18 protein-coding genes and 1 tRNA gene are annotated in these 19,247 nt (G+C 62.6%); 6 read left to right on the top strand and 13 right to left on the bottom strand.

Going from position 1 to position 19,247, the window contains the following annotated elements; all coding sequences use genetic code 11:
- Positions 1 to 75 precede the first annotated feature (75 nt).
- Positions 76 to 1,347 carry an MFS transporter gene (locus J3A64_RS13625; RefSeq protein WP_307807197.1) on the top strand — a complete coding sequence of 424 codons (1,272 nt, stop codon included), beginning with the start codon at positions 76 to 78 and terminating at the stop codon, positions 1,345 to 1,347.
- A 35-nt stretch (positions 1,348 to 1,382) separates the two neighbouring features.
- Positions 1,383 to 1,895, top strand: coding sequence for a pyridoxamine 5'-phosphate oxidase family protein (locus tag J3A64_RS13620; RefSeq protein WP_011773662.1), 513 nt, complete (start codon positions 1,383 to 1,385; stop codon positions 1,893 to 1,895).
- 3 nt (positions 1,896 to 1,898) lie between these two features.
- Here J3A64_RS13620 and J3A64_RS13615 read toward each other — a convergent pair whose 3' ends face one another.
- On the bottom strand, positions 1,899 to 3,128 hold the full coding sequence (locus tag J3A64_RS13615) for an amidohydrolase family protein (protein WP_011773663.1): 1,230 nt from the start codon (positions 3,126 to 3,128) through the stop codon (positions 1,899 to 1,901).
- Between the two features lie 198 nt (positions 3,129 to 3,326).
- On the opposite strand from J3A64_RS13615, the gene J3A64_RS13610 reads away from it, so the two are divergent.
- Entirely contained in the window at positions 3,327 to 4,028 is a 702-nt protein-coding gene (locus J3A64_RS13610) for a GntR family transcriptional regulator (RefSeq protein ID WP_286176316.1), read from the top strand.
- A gap of 60 nt (positions 4,029 to 4,088) precedes the next feature.
- On the opposite strand, the gene J3A64_RS13605 is transcribed toward J3A64_RS13610, so the two are convergent.
- The 5 genes from J3A64_RS13605 to J3A64_RS13585 form a co-directional block, all read right to left on the bottom strand.
- Positions 4,089 to 5,504: a DUF4032 domain-containing protein gene (locus tag J3A64_RS13605; RefSeq protein WP_011773665.1), complete on the bottom strand. Its 1,416-nt coding sequence runs from the start codon at positions 5,502 to 5,504 to the stop codon at positions 4,089 to 4,091.
- Positions 5,501 to 7,084, bottom strand: a complete 1,584-nt coding sequence (locus J3A64_RS13600) for a beta-N-acetylhexosaminidase (RefSeq protein ID WP_210064526.1) — start codon at positions 7,082 to 7,084, stop codon at positions 5,501 to 5,503. The genes J3A64_RS13605 and J3A64_RS13600 overlap by 4 nt, the downstream gene beginning before the upstream one ends.
- 117 nt (positions 7,085 to 7,201) lie before the next feature.
- Positions 7,202 to 8,284 carry an ABC transporter ATP-binding protein gene (locus J3A64_RS13595; protein WP_011773667.1) on the bottom strand — a complete coding sequence of 361 codons (1,083 nt, stop codon included), beginning with the start codon at positions 8,282 to 8,284 and terminating at the stop codon, positions 7,202 to 7,204.
- A 206-nt stretch (positions 8,285 to 8,490) separates the two neighbouring features.
- Positions 8,491 to 9,288, bottom strand: coding sequence for a trehalose-phosphatase (otsB, locus tag J3A64_RS13590; protein WP_014920859.1), 798 nt, complete (start codon positions 9,286 to 9,288; stop codon positions 8,491 to 8,493).
- The gene (locus tag J3A64_RS13585; protein ID WP_011773669.1) at positions 9,278 to 10,780 is read right to left on the bottom strand and encodes a trehalose-6-phosphate synthase; all 1,503 of its coding nucleotides are present in this window, start codon (positions 10,778 to 10,780) and stop codon (positions 9,278 to 9,280) included. Before J3A64_RS13585 ends, otsB begins: the two co-directional genes overlap by 11 nt.
- Positions 10,781 to 10,955: 175 nt before the next feature.
- On the opposite strand from J3A64_RS13585, the gene J3A64_RS13580 reads away from it, so the two are divergent.
- Positions 10,956 to 11,828 (top strand): thioredoxin domain-containing protein, encoded by an 873-nt coding sequence (locus J3A64_RS13580; protein ID WP_043469807.1) that lies wholly within the window; start codon positions 10,956 to 10,958, stop codon positions 11,826 to 11,828.
- Between the two features lie 146 nt (positions 11,829 to 11,974).
- Positions 11,975 to 12,051, top strand: a tRNA-Thr gene (locus tag J3A64_RS13575).
- Positions 12,052 to 12,529: 478 nt separating this feature from the next.
- Here J3A64_RS13575 and J3A64_RS13570 read toward each other — a convergent pair.
- The 4 genes from J3A64_RS13570 to J3A64_RS23745 form a co-directional block, all read right to left on the bottom strand.
- The gene (locus tag J3A64_RS13570; RefSeq protein WP_210064525.1) at positions 12,530 to 13,519 is read right to left on the bottom strand and encodes an ArsR family transcriptional regulator; all 990 of its coding nucleotides are present in this window, start codon (positions 13,517 to 13,519) and stop codon (positions 12,530 to 12,532) included.
- 327 nt (positions 13,520 to 13,846) lie between these two features.
- Entirely contained in the window at positions 13,847 to 14,770 is a 924-nt protein-coding gene (locus J3A64_RS13565) for a ketopantoate reductase family protein (protein ID WP_210064524.1), read from the bottom strand.
- The gene (locus tag J3A64_RS23750) at positions 14,767 to 14,961 is read right to left on the bottom strand and encodes a hypothetical protein (protein ID WP_286176315.1); all 195 of its coding nucleotides are present in this window, start codon (positions 14,959 to 14,961) and stop codon (positions 14,767 to 14,769) included. Before J3A64_RS23750 ends, J3A64_RS13565 begins: the two co-directional genes overlap by 4 nt.
- A gap of 294 nt (positions 14,962 to 15,255) precedes the next feature.
- On the bottom strand, positions 15,256 to 15,690 hold the full coding sequence (locus tag J3A64_RS23745) for a hypothetical protein (protein ID WP_286176313.1): 435 nt from the start codon (positions 15,688 to 15,690) through the stop codon (positions 15,256 to 15,258).
- A gap of 244 nt (positions 15,691 to 15,934) precedes the next feature.
- On the opposite strand from J3A64_RS23745, the gene J3A64_RS13555 reads away from it, so the two are divergent.
- Entirely contained in the window at positions 15,935 to 16,219 is a 285-nt protein-coding gene (locus J3A64_RS13555; RefSeq protein WP_210064523.1) for a DUF1905 domain-containing protein, read from the top strand.
- Positions 16,220 to 16,480: 261 nt separating this feature from the next.
- Here the strand turns inward: J3A64_RS13555 and J3A64_RS13550 are convergent, their stop codons facing one another.
- From J3A64_RS13550 to J3A64_RS13540, 3 genes are all read right to left on the bottom strand, one after another.
- Positions 16,481 to 16,969, bottom strand: coding sequence for a DUF2306 domain-containing protein (locus J3A64_RS13550; RefSeq protein ID WP_210064522.1), 489 nt, complete (start codon positions 16,967 to 16,969; stop codon positions 16,481 to 16,483).
- A 361-nt stretch (positions 16,970 to 17,330) separates the two neighbouring features.
- The gene (locus J3A64_RS13545) at positions 17,331 to 18,071 is read right to left on the bottom strand and encodes a DedA family protein (RefSeq protein ID WP_210064521.1); all 741 of its coding nucleotides are present in this window, start codon (positions 18,069 to 18,071) and stop codon (positions 17,331 to 17,333) included.
- Positions 18,072 to 18,135: 64 nt separating this feature from the next.
- Positions 18,136 to 19,215, bottom strand: a complete 1,080-nt coding sequence (locus J3A64_RS13540) for a LacI family DNA-binding transcriptional regulator (RefSeq protein WP_187329922.1) — start codon at positions 19,213 to 19,215, stop codon at positions 18,136 to 18,138.
- Between the last annotated feature and the right edge of the window lie 32 nt (positions 19,216 to 19,247).

The raw sequence follows: 19,247 nt of genomic DNA, 5'->3' as shown, positions 1-19,247 counted from the left end.
TGCTATGAGGGGAATGACGTGCGCGAGAAGCGGCAGGCTGGATCTGGACTGAATCCGAGGCTGAGAGTGGGTTTGGTGTTGATCGCGCTTGTCATGGTGTCCGTCAATCTTCGGCCGGCCATTACTACCGTTGCCGGGGTGATGAATCAGGTGCCGGGGGTGTTGAGCCTGGATCCTGGGCTGCTTCCGCTGCTGGGGACGTTGCCGGTGTTGGCCTTCGGTATATCGGGACCTATTGGGCCATGGCTGGCTCGACGACTCGGGACCGGTCGTGCCGTCGCGGTGGCGTTGCTGGTCCTGGCCGCGGCCTTGGTCGTTCGGGCGACCGTGCCTACACTGCTGCTGCCCGGAACCTTCTTGGCGGGCATGGCGATCATGACAGCCAGCGTGCTGGTGCCCCAGATCGTCAAAGCAAACCGCGGCACCGGCTGGTGGACTGGCCTGTGCACCATGGGATTCGGCCTCGGCGCTGCGCTGGGCGCCGGGCTGGTCCAGCCACTGCAGCAGGCCTTCGGCGGCAACCTGCCGTCGGCACTGGCTGTGTGGGCTGTCCCAGCGCTGTTGGGAGCCTTCCTGATCCACCGTTCCGGAGGACGCCCGACGGCGGCAGAGACTTCCGCGCGTGAAGCCGGGGCCGCGGCGGTTTCGTCGCTGACGCAGGACACGCCGTCGTCCTCTGTCTTACTGGCGCCCGTCAACCCGGGGGAAGTCACGCTGCTGCGCAAGCAGCGCACGGCGTGGGCGGTGACAGCCTTCTTCGGGCTTCAGGCCATGCTCTACTTTGCGATCACGTCATGGCTGGCTGTTTACCTCGTCTCCAAAGGGCTGTCATCGGCCGACGCTGCTGCGTTGCTGGCCTGGTTCAGCCTGGCCGGGCTCCCCGCAAGCCTGCTGGCTCCTGTGCTGGCCGGTCGTCCTGCCATTCTGCGGATCATGGCACCCGGCCTCGGACTGGCCGTGGCCCTCGCGCTTTTGGGAGTCCTCACGGCGCCAGCGGGTCTGCAGTTCGTCATGGTGGGGATCCTGGGAGTCGTCCAGAGTGCAGGCTTTGGCCTTGCCATGGCGTTGGTGGTGATCCGTTCGTTCGGTCCGCAGACAGCGGGAAAGCTCTCGGCCATGAGCCAAGGGCTGGGGTTCGCCCTTGCCTCGCTCGGTCCACTCGTGGCCGGACTCCTCCATACCTGGACAGGAGGTTGGGAAGTTACGTTCTGGGCGCTCGCGGCCGAAGCGGTGATTCTGGCTGCTGCAGGCTTCCTGGCGATCCGTGGCCCCGTAGTCAACGTTGAGCCCGTGAGCCGAAATTCATCCCCCAACGGACTATTCACTCTCGCACGCGGGGGTGAATAGTCCGTTAGACGGTGTTCGGCCACTGTCGGCGGGCTATGCTCCGGCGTATCCTCGGCGATATGACGAACTCACCATCAGGGACTCAACAGCCGGAAACACCCGCCACGGAAATCCTGGAAACCAACGAATGCTGGGAGCTCCTCCGTGGCGTCTCGGTGGGCCGGCTTGCCGTGTGGGTGGACAATCACCCGGACATCTTTCCGGTGAATTACAAAGTGGATCACGGGACCATGGTGTTCCGGACGGGCGAAGGCACCAAACTTCACGCAGCCCTGGGCGACGCGCCCGTGGCCATCGAAGCCGACGGCGTCAACGCCGAAACAGGGGTGGCTTGGAGCGTGGTGGTCAAGGGCCAAGCGTCGGCCGTGAAGCTGACGCAGGACGTGCTGGATACCATCGGACTCCTGCTGTTCCCGTGGGAAGCCGGCCAGAAGGACCAGTTCATCCGTATCACGCCCAGCGAGGTGACGGGCCGTCGCTTCAAGGTAACGCCTCCTGTGACGTGGTGGTCGCCGCTGGATGACGCGCCCACGGCGCGAGGCGAGTAGCCCTCAGACCAGCTCCAACTGGTCAGCCACCACCTTGCCGGCGTGGATGACGGTCCGGTCTTTACCACGGTCCATCACTGTGGAAGCCACAGTTTCGCCATCCACCAGCAACAGTTCCGCAGGATCGCCAACCTCGACGCCGGGACGATGGGCCGTGTCCTTCAGCCTGGTAGCGCTGGGGTCAAGGATGCTCGCACCACCGATCGTGGCGATGGCCAGGCAGTGCTCGATCAGCTCGTCCTTGCGGAAACCGTGGGTGAAGGCAAGCTGCCAGGTGCGGTCCAGCATGTCCGTGTTGCCGTACGGGGACCAGTAGTCACGTTGGCCGTCCTCGCCCAAGCCCAAACGAACGCCGGCTTCGGTGAGCAGGGGGATGGGCAGTTGGCCTGCAGCAGACGGAGCAACCGAGGCCAAGGACACGTCCAGTTCCGCGAAGGCATCAATGAGCCTGCGCGTTGTGGCCACATTAACGCTGCCCAATTGGTAGGCGTGGGACATGGTTACCTTTCCCTGCATCCCCAGCGCCCGGGTGCGCTCGAGCACCAGGTCGGTGCTGAAAACACCCAATTCGCCGGGCTCGTGGAGGTGGATGTCGATGGGAACCTGGTACTTCTCTGCCAGGGCAAACACGATGTCCAGGTGCTTGGCCGGATCGCGGTCAAGAGTGCAGGGATCGATGCCACCCATGACGTTGGCACCGGCTCTCAGTGCCTCCTCCATAAGCTCCACCGTCCCTTCCTCCAGCAACAATCCAGCCTGGGGGAAAGCGATGATGTCCACGGAAGCCTGGCCGGCGAATTTCTCCTTGGCGGCAGCAACGGCGTCGAAACGCTCGAGCCTGCAGTCCACGTCAACCTGCGCGTAGGAGCGGACCCGGGTGGTACCCCGGGCGATCATCCGGCCCAGGGTGTCGTTCACGCGATCCTGCAGGGGGACTTCCGCGTTGCGCCAGTTTTGACGGTCGTTCATCATCATGGTCCACACGCCCGGACCTCCGGTGTGCTCCCGGAACGGAAGGCCGATACGGGTGGAATCAAGGTGAACGTGGACGTCCGAGAAGGACGGGAGCAGCAAACGTCCGCGGCCATCCACCACCGTAACGCCATCTGGAAGCACACGGGCCGGATCATGCGGTTCGACGGCGACGATCTTGCCGCCTGCTTCGCCCGCCACCAGGGTGACGTCGCTGAGCGCTTGCCCCCAGGGGCGGACGGCGCGGATCAGGGTATTCAATGGTTACTCCTTCGATAGTGAATCTATTGCCTGCTTCTATTGCACGCCCGCCAGCACCGTCGCGGCTCTTCGACACGATGCGCAACGCCTACACGGTCCGGGATGCCCGGAACCGCCCGGCCGATGAGCTGTTTCCTCCCGTGTATGCTCGGTTGGAACGCTGACCGGCGCCGTCCGGCACCTGGAGCGGACGCTGGCATGAAGGGAAGTTTGACTGTGGCTGAAGCGATGCCGGAATCCGGTAATGGCCGCGATGAAGAGGCCCGCGCGGAGAACGTCTACCAACTGGTGTTGGAAGGCATCGTCACGGGAGCGTACGCCCAAGGAATGCGCCTGCGGGAACGTGAACTCTCGGAGCTTTACAACGTCTCCCGCATTCCCGTGCGCGAAGCCATTCAGCGCCTGGAGCAGGACGGGTTCGTGGCAACCTTCCCACGCCGCGGTGCCGTAGTACGGCAACTGACCCTCACGGATGTTAACGAGCTCTTCGATGTTCGCCTCTGCTTGGAGACGTTCGCCGCAAGGATGGCCGCTACCCGTGTAGCGGAGGGCAGCGACGGCGGACGGCTGGAGGAACTCATGGAGGCCTCCAAGGCAGCCATTGACGAAGAACGGACCGACGACGTTGCTGTCATCAGCGCCGAGCTTCACGCCGAGATTGTGCGCCTGTCCGGCAACCGGCTGCTGATTGAATCGGTGAAACCGCTGTTCGGGCGGATGCGCTGGATCTTCGGGCTGGCCCATAACCGCAGCAACGAACTCCAGCGGGACGAACACACCGAGCTGTGCAACGCCATCCTGAGGGGTAAGCCGGACCTGGCCTACTCGCTGGCGTACTCGCACATCGAGTTGGGCCGCGAACCCGTCTTGGCAGGCCTCGCGGAAACGCTGGAACCCTAGGTTAAAGCTCGACGTCGGCACTCGCCTGAGTGCCGACCGTCGAGTTCGTTTCAACGTGCGTTAGTCGTCCGCGTCCGGGTACTCGTCCTCGTCGTCGTACCGGCCGGATTCCTCCACTTCCACCTCAAGGATCTTGAGGAGCTCCGTATCCGGGTTCAGCATGATGGCGGCCTCGTCGCGGCGGTGCTGCAGCACCGTATCCAGGTAGGACTGCACGGTCTCCGCCAGGGGCACGTACCTGTCCTGCTTCTGGCTCATGTACCAGCGGTGCTCCAGGACCTCGTGCACCACTTCCGCGGGCTCCAGCTTTCCGGCCAAGTGGCGCGGAATGGAACGCACAATGGGCTCGAAGATCTGGCTGACCCAAATGTGGGCGCTGATTTCCTCGTCCAGATCCGGGTTGTTGTCCGCGCGGAACTGGTCCATGTCGTTGAGGAGCCTGCGGGCCTGGTTTTCCTGGGCGTCCAGGCCCGTAAGGCGCAGCAAACGACGCTGGTGGTGACCGGCGTCCACCACCTTGGGCTGGAGCTGGATGGTGGATCCGTCCGCCGTGGTCTTGATGGCGTACTCCTCCACATCGAAGCCCAGCTCGTTGAGGCGCCGGATTCGGGCGGCAACGCGCCACCGTTCGCCGAGCTCGAAGGACTCCTTCTCGGTCAGCTCGGTCCAGAGGCGTCGGTAGCTGTCCATGATCAGCTCACTGGTGGCTACGGGATCCACCTTCTCCTCGATGAGTCCGCCGTCCAGCAAATCCATCAGTTCGCCGGCGATGTTCACCCGGGCGATTTCGAGGTCGTATTCACGCTGGCCCATGGAGAGATCGGGGTAGAGCTCTCCCGTTTCAGCATCCACCAGGTACGCGGCAAAGGCGCCGGCGTCGCGGCGGAACAACGTGTTGGACAGTGAAACGTCACCCCAGTAGAAGCCCACAAGGTGCAGGCGTACCAGCAGCAGCGCCTGGGCGTCGATCAGGCGAGTCAAGGTGTCTTTGCGGAGCATCTGCGAGAACAGTGCGCGGTACGGCATGGAGAATTTCAGGTGCCGGGTGACCAGCACTGGATTCAGGGGCCTGCCGTCCGCTGTGGTCCTGCCCGTGATGACAGCCACCGGCTCCACGCAGGGCACGTCCAGCCGGGCCAGCTTCCGCAGCATGTGGTACTCGTGGCGGGCAACGTGCTCCGACGTTTCCTTGATGGCGATCACCGAGCCACCCAAGTGCGCGAAACGGACGATGTGCCGGGAAATACCGCGGGGGAGAGCGGCCAGGTTCTCAGCCGGCCAGTCTTCCAAGGCAATATGCCAGGGGAGGTCCAGCAACTCCGGATCTGCCGCAGCGGCAGTAATGTTCAGGGAACCGATGACACTGGCCGGCGGTGCGGTGTCCTGCGCACTGGCGGCCTCGGTCCTGGGGAGCTTGCCGATCTGCCCGTAATCGGTGGGTTCGTCGTGCCACTGGGCTTCGTTTTGCTCGCTCATGCCTCAATTGTTCCGTACTTGGATGCGCTTCCGGCTATCGTGCCAGGAAAGGGATACTCCGGCTTCGCGGACCACTCGACGTCGGGCGCTTCTTGGAAGGCGACACCTTGCGTGGCGAGCCGCTCACCCAAGGCGCCCAAACGACGTCGGAAGTCACCCGGGTTGCGAACCTCCTGACCGGACCACGCGACTTCCGCCAAGGAGACCGCCCTCGGGTACAGGAGCCATTGGGCCTGCTGGTTGTTGCGAACGGTTTCGGTCCACAGCGGGCCTTCGACGCCGAGGATCTGCTGGTCCTGCAACCCGCCTTGGGCAGGGTCCCAGTTGTAGTACTCGGACCAGGTGAAAGGCCCGCCTTCCACCCATTCGAGGCCGACAGGGCTGTCCGACGCATACTTCTGGTCCAGGTAGGTGTTGGCCGCGGGGGACATGATCACCCGTGACCCGTTTTGTTCAGCCTGCCGCACAGTGGGTTCGAAATCGCCGTGCCAGTACTGAATGACGGAACCTTGCGGAAGCTCGACGGCGGCGAATTCGTTCCAGCCCACCACGGATTTGCCGGTCTCGGCGCCGATCCTCACGAACCGCTGCACCATGGAGACGTAGTCGTCATGTCCGGTGACGTGGGCTTCGTCGCCACCAATGTGAAGGTAAGGTCCCACGGTGATCGCGGCGAGCTGGCCGAGGACCTCGCGTACGAACTCGTAGGTTGCGGGCAAGTCTTCAGTGAGCGTTGACCAGCCCACCTCCGACGTAGTGCTCATCGGCTTGGCCTGGCCGTCGGGATTCAGCTGCGGGATCGCGGCGAGGGCGGCGTTGACGTGGCCGGGAAGATCGATCTCCGGTATGACCAGCACGTTCTTGGTGCCGGCGTAGGCCTGGATGTCCTTGAAATCCTGCTGGGTGTAGAAGCCGGAATTGCCCCGGGGAGGCATTGCGGTGGAAACCTCCACCGCGCCCTGGCCGCCCACTTCGGTCAGCTTGGCGTAGGGCAAACCGGACGGGTTCTTTGCGGGCTCATGAATTTCGATGCGCCATGCTTGATCGTCCGTGAGGTGCAGGTGCAGGGCATTGAACTTGAACTGCGTCATGACGTCGATCTGCTCCTTCACCTCCTGCACCGTGAAGAAGTTGCGGGCAACGTCCAGCATGAGGCCGCGGTACGCAAAGCGCGGAGCATCCGCAATCTCGACGGCGGGAATCACCCACGTGCCTGCCTGAGGATCAGTGCCCTCAATGGAAGCAGGAAAAAGCTGGCGGAGTGTCTGCACTCCGTTGAAGAGTCCCGCTGGAGTGGAGGCCGCGAGTACGACCCCACCCTCGGTGACGCTGAGCTCGTAAGCTTCCGGGCCGCCGTCGAATGTCTCCACCAACTCGAGGGAGATGTCACCGGGGCGAGTGTCCTCAACGGTGGGGAGGTCGAAACCAGTGCCGCGGCGCAGCAGCGAGGCAAGCTGCCTGGCTACAGGGGTAGCTGCGCCGGAAGCGGCGATCCGTGCTGTGGGGGCGAGTGTGAAGGCCGGGCCGTTCAGGAGTGCGACGTGCGAGGGGCGGGGGATCAGGTTGTCCGTCGTGTTCATGCCGTTCTTTCGCAGGAGTTAGGTTAAAGCGAGAGCGGCCCGACCGGGTGGGGTCGGGCCGCTGTCACAATGCGGATGTACTGGCCGGTGGGCGGACCCAGCCGGCGGTTGGCGGGATTAGTCGCCCAGGCGCAGGCCGGTCTTCGTGTCGAACAGGTGCACGTGGCCGGACTGCGGACGAACGAAGATGGACTCACCCTTCATCGGAGGGCGGCGACCGTCGACGCGAGCAACGATGTCGTGGCTCTTGCCGTCAAGGATGGTGTGGCCGTAGACGTAAGCGTCGGCGCCGAGTTCTTCCACGACGTCAACCTCAACCTGGAGGCCTTCGCCGTTGCCGACAGTCTCGAGGTCTTCCGGACGCGAACCAACGGTGACGGTCTGGCCGTGAGCCTCTTCGAGGATGTTGCGCGGCACGGGGTAAACCGTCCCACCGAACTGGACGCCGCCGTCGACGACCGGCAGTTCAAGCAGGTTCATGGCCGGGGAGCCGATGAATCCTGCAACGAAGACGTTCTGCGGGCGGTCGTAGAGGTTGCGCGGGGTGTCAACCTGCTGCAGGAGGCCGTCCTTCAGGACAGCAACGCGGTCACCCATGGTCATGGCCTCGACCTGGTCGTGCGTCACGTAAACCGTGGTGACGCCCAGGCGGCGGGTCAGGGATGCGATCTGCGTACGGGTCTGGACGCGGAGCTTGGCGTCAAGGTTGGAAAGCGGCTCATCCATGAGGAAGACCTGTGGGTTACGGACGATTGCACGGCCCATGGCAACACGCTGGCGCTGACCGCCGGAGAGTGCCTTCGGCTTGCGGTCCAGGTACTGCTCGAGGTCAAGAAGCTTGGCGGCTTCGCGGACACGCTCGGCGCGCTCTTCCTTGGAGATGCCGGCGATCTTCAGTGCGAAGCCCATGTTGTCCGCAACGGTCATGTGCGGGTAAAGGGCGTAGTTCTGGAAGACCATTGCAATGTCGCGGTCCTTCGGCGGAACGTCCGTGACGTCGCGGTCGCCGATCAGGATGCGGCCGGCGTTGACGTCCTCAAGGCCTGCGAGCATGCGCAGCGAGGTGGACTTACCGCAACCGGAGGGTCCAACGAGGACCAGGAATTCGCCATCGGCGATGTCGATGTTGAGCTTATCGACGGCGGGCTTATCTGTGCCCGGGTACAGACGCGTAGCGTTATCAAAAGTAACTGTAGCCACAGTTATCAATCCCTTCACCGGCAGGTACGTGCCGGACGATCCGTTGTGAATGGTTCATTTTCTTCAGTTGAACTCCCCGGCCAATGGCCGGGGAGGATCGTGTGACGTCGCACGGTACTGTGCGTCACATCACATCCAAGAGTATGTCAGACTTTTTGACTTACTACCTAAATGTTACGAACGTCACACGTTGCGCTCGTCACTCGCTAAGCATCGGTGGTGACCCTGCGCCGTTCCCGCAGCAACGCTTCCAGCAACTCCGCCACGTGCACAGGCGCCTCCACCCGATACTGGGCCTGGGTGAAATCCAAGCCCACCTTGATGCCGACGTCGTCGCCCATCAGCCGGCCCAACGCATCCTCATCGGTGACATCGTCACCAGCGAACAGGATGGCCGTCGCTCCGGTCGCCTGACGCAGGAACTCCACAGCCTCACCCTTGGAGGCATGGACGACGGACGTCTCCAGAACCCGCTTCCCCGTCTTCAGGTAGACACCGGGGTGCTCCCGGAGCACCCGCATCGCGGCCTCGACGGCGTCATCCGCAACGTCGTCGTCGGCCATCCTCGTGTGGAGGACGACGCCGGCGGGTTTGTCCTCGAGCAGCGTCCCCGGAGCGATGTTCACGATCTCCGAAAGAACCTCACGCACCGCGGCCAGCTTCAGGCGCTGATCTTCGTCCAGTTCCAGGCCCAAAGATCCCTCACCCAGCCAGACCTCGGCACCGTGGCTGCCGATCAGCAGCGTATCCGCCGGGGGCGAGGCGACCAGCCGCAGGCTGTCCAGTGCGCGGCCCGAGATGAGTGCCGTCGTCGTACGCGGAAGTTGGGCGAGGGCCTCCAGCGCCGCGGCGGACCGGGGCAGGGGGCGTGCGTCCTCCGCGCGGTCGACGATAGGGGACAGGGTGCCGTCGAAATCCAGGGCAACCAGAAGGTGCTCCGTGCCGGAAATGCGCCGGACGGCATCCAGCAGTTCCGGTGACAGGGAAAGGTTCTCAGCTGTCATCACGCACCACCTTTTCCTCCAAGGCAGCCAGGAACTCAGCTGACCAATGATCCACGTCGTGGTCCAGGATCTGCTTGCGCATCAGCTTCATGCGGCGGCGGGCTTCCTTGGGCGGGAGATTCACAGCGCGCAGGATGGCCGACTTCAGGCCGTCGATGTCGTGCGGGTTGATCAGGAGCGCTTGCTTGAGTTGGTCGGCGGCGCCGGCGAACTCGCTGAGAACCAACGCGCCATCGTCCTCCGAACGGGCCGTGACATACTCCTTAGCCACCAGGTTCATGCCATCACGCAGGGCCGTTACGAGCATGACATCCGCGGCGAGGTACAGCGCCACCATTTCCTCCACCGGATAGCTGTGGTGCAGGTAGCGGACGGCCGTGTTCTGGATGGTGTCGTACGTGCCGTTGATATGGCCAACAGTGCCTTCGATCTCCTCGCGCAGGAGCCTGTACTGTTCCACGCGTTCGCGGCTGGGGCTCGCCACCTGAATCAGGGTGGCGTCCTCTACCTTGATGCTGCCCTCGCGAAGAAGTTCCTCGAAGGCCTTGAGACGGTGGCCGATGCCCTTGGTGTAATCCAGTCGGTCAACACCCAGCAGGATGGTCTTGGGATCTCCCAGGTCCTTGCGGATCTGCTTGGCCCGCTCGATGATGTCCGGCCTGGCGGCCAGCTCGCGGATCTGGTCAACGTCGATGGAAATGGGAAAGGCCTGCGCCCGCGCGATGTGCGTAACTTCGCCATCCGGGCCCTTCACGTGAACCTGCTGCTGCTTGACGCTGGCACCCAGGAAGCGCCGGGCAGAGCGCATGAAGTTACCGGCGTCGCTGGGGCGCTGGAAGCCCAGAAGGTCAGCGCCCAGCAAGCCGTCAATGATCTCCCGGCGCCAAGGGAGCTGCGCGAAGATCTCCGGGGGAGGGAAGGGAATGTGGTTGAAGAAGCCGATCTTCAGGTCCGGCCTGGCCTCGCGGAGCATTCGCGGAACCAACTGGAGCTGGTAGTCCTGGACCCACACAGTGGCGCCTTCGGCGGCATGGCGAATGATGGCGTCGGCAAACTTCTTATTGACCTGGCGGTACGAATCCCACCACGTACGGTGGAACTCCGGCGGTGCGATCACGTCGTGGTAAAGCGGCCAGATGGTCGCGTTGGAGAAGCCCTCGTAGTACAGCTCCACTTCGTGGCTGCTGAGCTGGACCGGGACCAGGTCCATGCCTTCGTGGCTGAAGGGACGCACCGTCTCGTCGGGCGCTCCATGCCAACCCACCCACGCGCCGTCGGACTTTGTCATCATCGGCGCGAGCGCCGTGACCAGGCCCCCGGGTGAACGACGCCAGCCGTCGCCGCCGTCGTCGTTTCCGTCGCTGCTGCACCTGTCAACGGGCAGCCTGTTGGAAACCACCATGAAATCGAACTTGCTCGCCGTGGGCTTCTTTGTTGGAGAAGCCTTGGTGCCCTGTCCGGTACTGAGTTTTTCGCTTGCCGGTTCCTGCATTAACGCTCCCTGGGGTTGCTGTGACTCAACTCCCAGCCTACTAGCGGAATCTTCCTCGGCAGTTGATCGTTCAACAACCGGGTCAATGGGTATGGGAAAACCTTCAAGTTTGCTCCCGTAAACTGGGCCCGTTGCCCTAGCTATGCACTATGACGTCGAATACCCCGAGGAACTGATGAGCCCCGCAAACGAACCACGCCTGTCCAAGGCCGAAAAGACCGCCCAGGCGCGGGAGAAAGCGCGCGCAATCCGCGAAGAGCAGCTGAAGAAGGAGAAGCGCAACAAGCTTCTTGTCGGCTGGGGCATCGTGGTGGCCGTGGTGGTCATCATCGGGATAATCGCGGCTGTGGTTATTGGCAATCGTGAGGTCTCCGTGGCCGATCAGGGTCCGACGCCGGCCAACGGCAACGTGCACGGTGGCATAACGCTGCTGGCCAACACTGAAGTCCTGAAAACGGAACCTGCCACCGTCAACGTGGCTGACGTTCCGGCTCCTCCCGCCACCAAGCCGGCTACGGTAACGGTTCCGGCCGGCGAAGCCGAGGCCGGCAAGCCCGTCAAGGTTGTTGCCTACATCGACTTCATTTGCCCGGTCTGCAAGCAGTTCGAGAGCACTTACGGGGAGTCCCTCACCAGCCTCCGCAACGAAGGCAAGATTTCCGTCGAGTACCGCGCCCTGGGCTTCCTGGACCGCCAGTCCACCACCAACTACTCTTCCCGCGCAGCCAACGCTGCTGCCTGCGTAGTGAACTCATCCCCCGAGAAGTACGCGGAATTCTTCAACCTGCTCTTCGAACGCCAGCCGGCTGAAGGCGGAGCGGGCATCTCCGACAACGACCTCAAGAAAATGGCCACCGAAATCGGTGCGGCCAACATCGACTCCTGCATCGACAGCAAGCAGTTCCGTCCGTGGGTGAAGGTTGCCACGCAGGAAGCTGCAGCGATCGGCGTCACCGGTACGCCCACCGTGTTCATCGACGGCAAGCAGTGGGACGGCCGGACCGACCTGAACGCCGAGATCCAGACGGCAATTGACGCCAAGGGCTAACCTTCGCGGAATGCACGACGGCGGCCGGTCACCCCTGCGGGTGGCCGGCCGCTGTTGCTTTGGAGCGGCTAATTTCGTTGACGGGGATGGTCTGGGCTAACCTTATCTAGCGCTCTTTCGCGCTTTGCTTCGGGTAACCGGAGCGCGCCTCCTTAGCTCAGTTGGCCAGAGCACCGCTCTTGTAAAGCGGGGGTCGTCGGTTCGAATCCGACAGGGGGCTCCACCACCCCTCCCTTCCGGCGATTTTGTCCGGAGCGGAGGGGTTTTTCGTGTCGGAAATGCAGGGCACTACACGTTGACAACACGCTTTCAAGAAGCCAGACGACACCAGCGGGCTCCTGGGCTGCATAGAGGGAGCCATGCAGCCAGGCAACAAGACCTTGGGACTGCCATTGACCGGAACAACCCCGCCATGGGCACAACCGTGGTCGTTGTGACGATTCTCTGGCTTGTTCTGGGGCAGTTCATCGGACCAAAACTCCAGGCCCGGAGGACCGAGGTCCAGAACCCCGAAGCTTGAGCGCCTCTAACCGGCAATGGCTTCAGACTGGTCTTGCTCTCTCAGACGTCGATAATCAGCCTGCCATCCCGTTAGTGGGTCACTTTGCGGAGCTCCAAGCCCTTTGCCGCTTCGGCGACGTCGGCCAGCGCCCGATACCCGAGATTTGCTGCGTTGGACATGGAGATGACGTTGATGGTGTTCATCGAGCAGCTTTCGCCACGATGACTTTGCGGAGCTGGTCAGCTGCCTCTTGGATGTCGACAGCGTCCCCGGCCATGACGTCCCGGAGCGTGATCAGCGGGTCGGCCAAGGGGATCCCATCCGAGTGGTGCACCAGGGACGCGGTGGCCCACAGGGTGAAGTCTTCAGGGACGGTGGTGATAAGCGTTGCTTCCTCCGGAGTCGCGGGGGCGAAGCCGGCATCGGTGAAATCCACAGCTTCATGGACGTAGACGACGGCGTTGTCCGGCAACCGCCAGGGCGCGTAAAAGTCCGCCGCAGCGTCCCCGGAGACCAAAGGGGATGCGCCCAGCGCAGTGGCGTATTCGGCGGCCTTCTTGGCTTGCTCGGCAGTGGAATCCAGCCCATACCAATAAGACGTCACGCCCCGGGGCCCGGGGTAGCTGGCCAGCAACGATGTGATGATGGCGTCAACGTCGTGGGCGTGCCAGCCCCACTGATCGCGGTCGACAAAAGCCCCCAGCGTTTTCAGGTGCTTGTTCACCGCCGGCTGGCTAATGCCGGCCGCTGCTGCGAGCTCCTGCTGCGTTTGCGGCCCATCTGCGAGGGCCAAGGCGCGCAGCAATGCCCACCGGCCCCACGGCGCCCGCCCGTGGGTCTTCTCAACGGCTTCGGGCTTATGGCGTGGTTCCAGGCGCTGAACACCGCCAATGATGACTGAGACCGGAGCGATGGTAATCAGGTCAACCTTGTCCTGGAGAGCCGCTTCGGTGAGTCGCTCGGTTGGGCGGAACGTGACAATCAGCGTCCGAGTCTCCCGTTCAAGGATGGCCCGCAGCTTACTGGGCGTCGGGGGAGTGGCCGCCAGCTGCACCTTCACTTCCCAGACGCTGCTGTCCGGGAGCGTCAAAGACAGTGCATCGAGGTTGCCGCCCGTGATCCGCACGTCCGCTTCGCGCAACAGCAACATCGCCTGCGAGAGGATCAGGTCCCGTTCCATTTCGTTCATCCATAACCTAGGTTGCGTTGTCAAATAACAACAGCCGGGAAAACCTAACTTAGGTTATAAGCGTTCAAACAAAGCACGGCAATGCTGGCCTCTCTGGCCAGAGCATGGCGGGGCCGGCCACATGCAGCTCTTTTACCGGCACAACGTTCGGAACTACGCATGGTCAATGGTGAAGGGCTTGATGTGGCAGCATGCTGTCGGGGCGTTTAGCCTCGCCCGTTCAGAAGGGGCCCCCATAATGTCACCGCATCAGACGCCGGCCCGAGTTCCCGATGCTGACCGCTATCAGGGGCGGGACAGCCATGCGCCGTACTGTGGGAGTCTCGCTCATGAGCTCAGCCTTGCTTGCCGTTCCCGAGGTAGCTGTGAGTTCAGGATGAACGAATGGGTTGGAGTTGCCACCCTTACTTGGGCGGCCCGGGCAACAATCGCCCCGTTTTGATCTGCCAATTCTGACGGCAATCCTGAAGCCAGGTCGCGCTGCATCGATGACGTCGTCGAAGGGTCGAAGACGTCAGTGTAGACCGAGAAGACTTCCTCCACGTCCTCCCTCGTAAACGTGACGCCGTAGGCATGAGCTACCGAGGCGACCTCAACGATGCCATCACGGACCATTGACCGGGTCTCGGGATGCGTGCGGGTCACCCCGACGGGGACTCCTGAGACGGCGCCTACCCCGCCATAGGAAGCGATCAGGGCGATCTTCTTCCAGAGCGCGCGTTGGACGTCCTGGGCAAGGGTCGCCGTGACGGAGCTTTCGTTGATGGCATCGACCACCCTCTCGGCGATGCCGGTGTCTGCGCCGACCTCATCGAAGAGTCCGGCGCTGAGGATGGCTTCTCCGCCGATAAGCTCAACAGCCAGTGGGGCCGTGCGCTTGACGATGACAACGCAGGTTGTGGCGATGACCGGGGAGGCAGGGAAGATGCGCCGGGCGACTTCGGGGGCCTCTATGCCGTTTTGAAGTGTGACCAGCGGGGTCCCGTTGCTGATCTTGCCCTGCAGCTCAAGAAGGGCGTCCTCGACCTGCCAGGCTTTGGTGGCAATCAGGACAACGTCGACATCCACCGGGTCTATCTCAGAAACCACACTTACCCCGGATATGGTTTCTGTTCGACCTCCGGTGAACAGGTGCAGTTTGGCGTCCTGGGTGGATGACCGGGCTTTCAGCACTACGCGGTGGCCGGCCTGGGCCAGGCGTGCGGAGAAGTACAAACCCATGCCTCCGGCGCCGTAAACGAGGATGTTCACGGCCTCAACCTCTCATGCTGGCCGGAGCGGATTTCAGTAGCTCCAGCCCCCTTCATGCAAAGCTCAAGCTTGTCGTCATTGTTGGCGCTGAAGGGGGCGCGTTCGCTGGCATCACGGATGGTTTCGTGGGAGCTGGCCTTGATCGAGAAGTCGTTGTACCGGGGTTTATGTGTGCTCGGAAACTGGAGCATGGGTCGCCTATCGCTCGAAGGAGAAAGGTGTGGCCTCGAGAGAAATCCGGCTATTTCGAAGCCCATGCCGATGTTTGCAAGGCCCTCGTGGCTTATCAAGCCGGACGACCGGTTCTTGGACAGCTTTCGTGACTTCCTGCGGATTGCACGTCGGTCACAATCCGGCGGATGTCCAGGTGCCGTTCTTGCGCCTTCCGAGTCCGCCTCTGGATCAAGGGGCGGGCAGCTTGCTATCGGACTCGAATGCCCACATGGGTTGCCTGCGGTCTGCCACTGACCGGTGGTGTGCTCGGCCTAGTGCGTGGACCTGCGGACGGCTTCGGTCCCGAGCAGCCAGCACAGCACGGCGGCGGTCAGACAAATCACCACGACGACAGCTCCGGTGATGCCCCCGAAGGTGTTGCGGGGCCGGGCGAGCACCGAGTAACCGGACACCAAGGCTGCCAATGCCGGCACGGCGACTGACACAGCCATGACCGTTCGGCGGAACGGGATCTGGTCCCTGTAGTACGCAGCGGAGTGCTGGCCGGCAGCAAGATAGCCGCCTAAGCACGGGTTAGTACCAGCACGATTACGGACAGTTTTCCCTTCAGGCCGCTTTCGGTCAGCTTGGCGCTGGCCGGTGCGGGGGTCTTGGCGGCCGGCCTCTGCGCCAGCTGTTTTCTGGCAAGGGGAACGAGGCGTCGGGAGTTCACCTTCATCGGGTCCGGGATGCTGGGAATGGCCCATGTTGGTCATTGGAGCTCTGACGCTAATGGAGACCAACACTCCTGTGTAAACCCCCGCGACGGGTGCATCACGCCACCGCGCGTCGCGACTTGTCAGAGTAGCCAGAAGGACTGCACTGCCCCATGAGTGACGACCGCGAGGCGGAGGTGGCGCGGGGACAACGGCTCCGCAGATCCAAGACAAAGCAGTCCAGCTTGTGTTTTGCTTCTTGCGGACTTCGGCTCAGAGACCAGGAGAAGAGAAGATGGCAGAACCACAACCACTGAACATCACCTTCGTCGCCCAGCTCGGCAAAGTCCGGCCTGGTGACACGTGGACTTGTGTCCAGCTACCCGATTCAGCGAAGATCTTTGGAACCCGTGGACTGGTCAAAGTGTCCGGCACCGTAGACGGGCACCCGTTTACTGGAGCCTTCATGGCGCTGGGAGACGGCACGCACAAACTCCCGGTGGCTGCTCCTGTCCGCAAAGCCATCGGGAAGGACGACGGTGACACAGTAGAAGTTCACCTCACTCGGCGCCTGAACTGACAAGGTCATCCCGCTCAGATCAACTTCGGCAGACTCAACAAAGACCATGCCGACCCGCGGCGACCGTACCTCTCTTAGAGATCCTTCAGCGGTCGCAGCTCCTTGTCCTTGAAGGTCTCAGGACGATCGCGCGGATTCGAGTCGGCGTCGAGGAACAGCCGGTAGTAACATACCCGAGCGCTGCCGTTGGCTTGGATGATGTTGATTCCGGCGAGGACCGCAGCGGCCGGTGCGACGTTCAGCAGAGCGCCGTGCGCGCGGCTATCCGCGGGGCACCACCCCGGCCTTCCGGCGCAGTTGCATCAGCCCGGCGACGGTCAGCCCGGCAGTGAGTGCAAGGGCGGCCACCCAGAGGGTGAGGCCTGCGAGGTCGTGGATGGCCATTTGGGGGAGCCTCCGATCAGGCACGGCCACGACGCCGATGAACGCGCCGACGAGTCCGAAGTAGCTGCCGGTCATGAAGCGCTGGTGGGCCCGGATGTTGCCCTTACTGACGGCCCACAAGCCCATCGTCAGGGTGCAGAACGTCAGAACGGAAAGCGCGTGGAGCCAATTGAACCCGCCATCGATGGTCCGGATCCCGAACGAGGTGACCACGACGACGTACATGGCAACCGCCCAGATGCGGCCCAGAATCTTGTGCGCTGCGCTCCCTTTATTGCGGCGGAGCAGGTTCACGGCGCCGAATATCAGGGTGTAGCCCGCTGCGATGGCGTGCAGAGCGATGAGGAAGGTCCACGGCGAAGGCATACGGCCAGCGTACTGGGCGGTGGCTGCTTGTTTCCGTATGTGTCAGCTCCGGAACTGTGGCAGCAGCGACGAAGCGCTGATTTATTGCGGCGAGGAGTCAGCCTGCCTGGTTGACCTTGGATGCGGCAGCATTCGCTTTGACGTACATGCGCATCAGAAGTCCCACCAACATCGCCGTAAAGCCAAGGCCAATGAGGAAGATCCACGGCACGCTGGCACCTCGAATCTTCTCGTAGCACTCCTTAACCGCGGCGAATACGATCCCGTTTCAGAGCTTTTGGAAGAAATGAAGGTAGACAGAACTGCGGTGCGGACCCGACTGCTCTGAACCGACCGCACAATGACGCCGGACGTGGGTGGGCTAGCGGGTACTTTCCTTGCGCTTTTTGACCCTTCGAATGATGAGCCACACTAAGAGCGCAGCCAGTCCTGCATAAACGGCGTAGTTGAGAAATCGGGAGTACTGGTCCACCAAATGATATTGCTTGCCGAGCAGTGCGCCCGCTCCAATGAGCAGTGCGTTCCACAGACCGGTTCCCGCGACAGTGAAGACGCTGAAGGTCGCCAGGTTCATGCGTTCGGCACCTGCCGGGAGGGAAATGAGGCTGCGCACGCCGGGTAGCAGCCGACCGAAGAAGATCGCTGATTTGCCGTGACGTTCAAACCATTCGGCGGCCTTCTCGAAATCTTCCCGATCGACCAGCGGCAGCTTTGACAGTAGCTTTATTGACCGTTCCAAACCCACTTTGTATCCCAGCCAGTACAGGAGCATCGCTCCGGCGTAAGCCCCGAGCGTGCTGGTGACAAACACCAGGATCAGGTTCATGCTTCCCTGCTGGGTAAGGAATCCAGCCAGTGGGAGGATCACCTCGCTGGGTATGGGTGGGAATACAGTCTCCAGAAGCGTCAGCAAGCCCACGCCCCATTCACCGAGGGCTTCGATTACCTGCGCGGCGATACCGACAATCCCGGTCAATTCATCGGCTGCAGCAGTCGCCTTAAGAAAACTGATCAGGTCGATCTCCTTTCCTAAGCGACGCCCCACAGAGGCCTGAAGCGCAAGCTGCCGGTTCCAAAGGGAAGCCCAGTGATGGGGGACCACTGGGCTTCCACCTCAACGCTATTCCTATCCAAGCCCTCGGGCAACAAGCAATGACAACAGGTCTCTAGGCGGGCGAATGAACGGCAACGGAGCCGCGCTCAACCGCCGGGCAAGCGATCTTCACAGCGGACTCGAGAGGCGCGGCATCCAGGCCCAACAGCATCCGAACACCCGCAGCGCCTAGTTCGTAGTGGGGCAGTGACACTGTTGAAAGCGGCGGCCGGAGGTGGGCGGCGATGACTTCCTGGTTGTCGAAACCCACCACGGCCATGTCCTCCGGGATGGAGAGGCCGTTTTCCCGCAGGCCGTCGTAAAGCCCCATGGCCATACGGTCGTTGTAGCAGTACACGGCGCCAACCCCAAGCTCGAGCAAATCCTGCGTGGCGCCGTAGCCGCCTTCCTGATCCGGGTACGCTTCGAGCACCAAATCGGGATCAAAAGGTATTCCAGCGGCTTCGAGTGCGTCCTTATAGCCCTGGAGTCGACCGTCCTTGGCGGGTGCGGGGGTTGTGGTGTTGATGAACGCGATGCGCCGGTGGCCGCCGCGGAGCAGGATGTCCGTGGCGGACTGTCCACCTTGCGCTTCGTCCGGCACCACGGCGCGTGCCGTCCCGGCCTCGGGGGAGAAACAGTTCACCAGGACGAAATCCGCCTCGCGAAGGGTTTCCGGGACATCGGTGGGTCGGTGGAACCACGTTGAGTACAGGATGCCGCGGACCTTGTATTCCAGCATCATGGCGATCGCATCTTTTTCGAGGTCCTGATTGCCTTCGGTATTGGCGATCAGCAAGGCGTAACCGTGTTTCCACGCTTCGTCTTGCGCGCCATGGATGATCTGGCCTGCGAAGGGCGTGGTGGCGACGCCGTCGGCCACCAACCCGATGAACTTCGAGGTTCCACTGACCAGTGTTTTGGCCATGGCATTTGGACGGTAGCCCAGTTGAGCAATTGCCTCAGTGACCCGCTGACGTGTCTCGTCTGCGATGCGCGCGTTCTTCTTTTTGTTGATGACCAGGGAGACCGTGGCAGTGGAAACCCCCGCTAGTTCAGCGACTTCGCGGAGGGTCACCGGATGGGCGCGGCCCACTGCGGCATGAACGATGGGGGCGGCCGCGTTGCCCGAATTTTTCTCCTGCGAAATCATCTGTCCTCCTTCTGGAGTATATCCGCCTGCCA

The organism is Pseudarthrobacter sp. PvP004 (genome assembly GCF_017876035.1).
Classification (GTDB): Bacteria; Actinomycetota; Actinomycetes; order Actinomycetales; family Micrococcaceae; genus Arthrobacter; species Arthrobacter aurescens_A.
Note: the sequence above shows the minus strand (reverse complement) of the source record. Positions and strands in the feature narration are given on the sequence as shown.

Excerpts from the sequence above, each read along its gene's own strand:
- otsB (WP_014920859.1), bottom strand. The coding sequence starts at position 9,288 with ATGACAGCTGAGAACCTTTCCCTGTCACCGGAACTGCTGGATGCCGTC.
- J3A64_RS13605 (WP_011773665.1), bottom strand. The coding sequence starts at position 5,504 with ATGAGCGAGCAAAACGAAGCCCAGTGGCACGACGAACCCACCGATTAC.
- J3A64_RS13550 (WP_210064522.1), bottom strand. The coding sequence starts at position 16,969 with ATGCCTTCGCCGTGGACCTTCCTCATCGCTCTGCACGCCATCGCAGCG.
- J3A64_RS13580 (WP_043469807.1), top strand. The coding sequence starts at position 10,956 with ATGAGCCCCGCAAACGAACCACGCCTGTCCAAGGCCGAAAAGACCGCC.
- J3A64_RS13620 (WP_011773662.1), top strand. The coding sequence starts at position 1,383 with ATGCTCCGGCGTATCCTCGGCGATATGACGAACTCACCATCAGGGACT.
- J3A64_RS13585 (WP_011773669.1), bottom strand. The coding sequence starts at position 10,780 with ATGCAGGAACCGGCAAGCGAAAAACTCAGTACCGGACAGGGCACCAAG.
- J3A64_RS13600 (WP_210064526.1), bottom strand. The coding sequence starts at position 7,084 with ATGAACACGACGGACAACCTGATCCCCCGCCCCTCGCACGTCGCACTC.
- J3A64_RS23750 (WP_286176315.1), bottom strand. The coding sequence starts at position 14,961 with ATGCTCCAGTTTCCGAGCACACATAAACCCCGGTACAACGACTTCTCG.
- J3A64_RS13555 (WP_210064523.1), top strand. The coding sequence starts at position 15,935 with ATGGCAGAACCACAACCACTGAACATCACCTTCGTCGCCCAGCTCGGC.
- J3A64_RS13610 (WP_286176316.1), top strand. The coding sequence starts at position 3,327 with ATGAAGGGAAGTTTGACTGTGGCTGAAGCGATGCCGGAATCCGGTAAT.
- J3A64_RS13570 (WP_210064525.1), bottom strand. The coding sequence starts at position 13,519 with ATGAACGAAATGGAACGGGACCTGATCCTCTCGCAGGCGATGTTGCTG.
- J3A64_RS23745 (WP_286176313.1), bottom strand. The coding sequence starts at position 15,690 with ATGGGCCATTCCCAGCATCCCGGACCCGATGAAGGTGAACTCCCGACG.
- J3A64_RS13540 (WP_187329922.1), bottom strand. The coding sequence starts at position 19,215 with ATGATTTCGCAGGAGAAAAATTCGGGCAACGCGGCCGCCCCCATCGTT.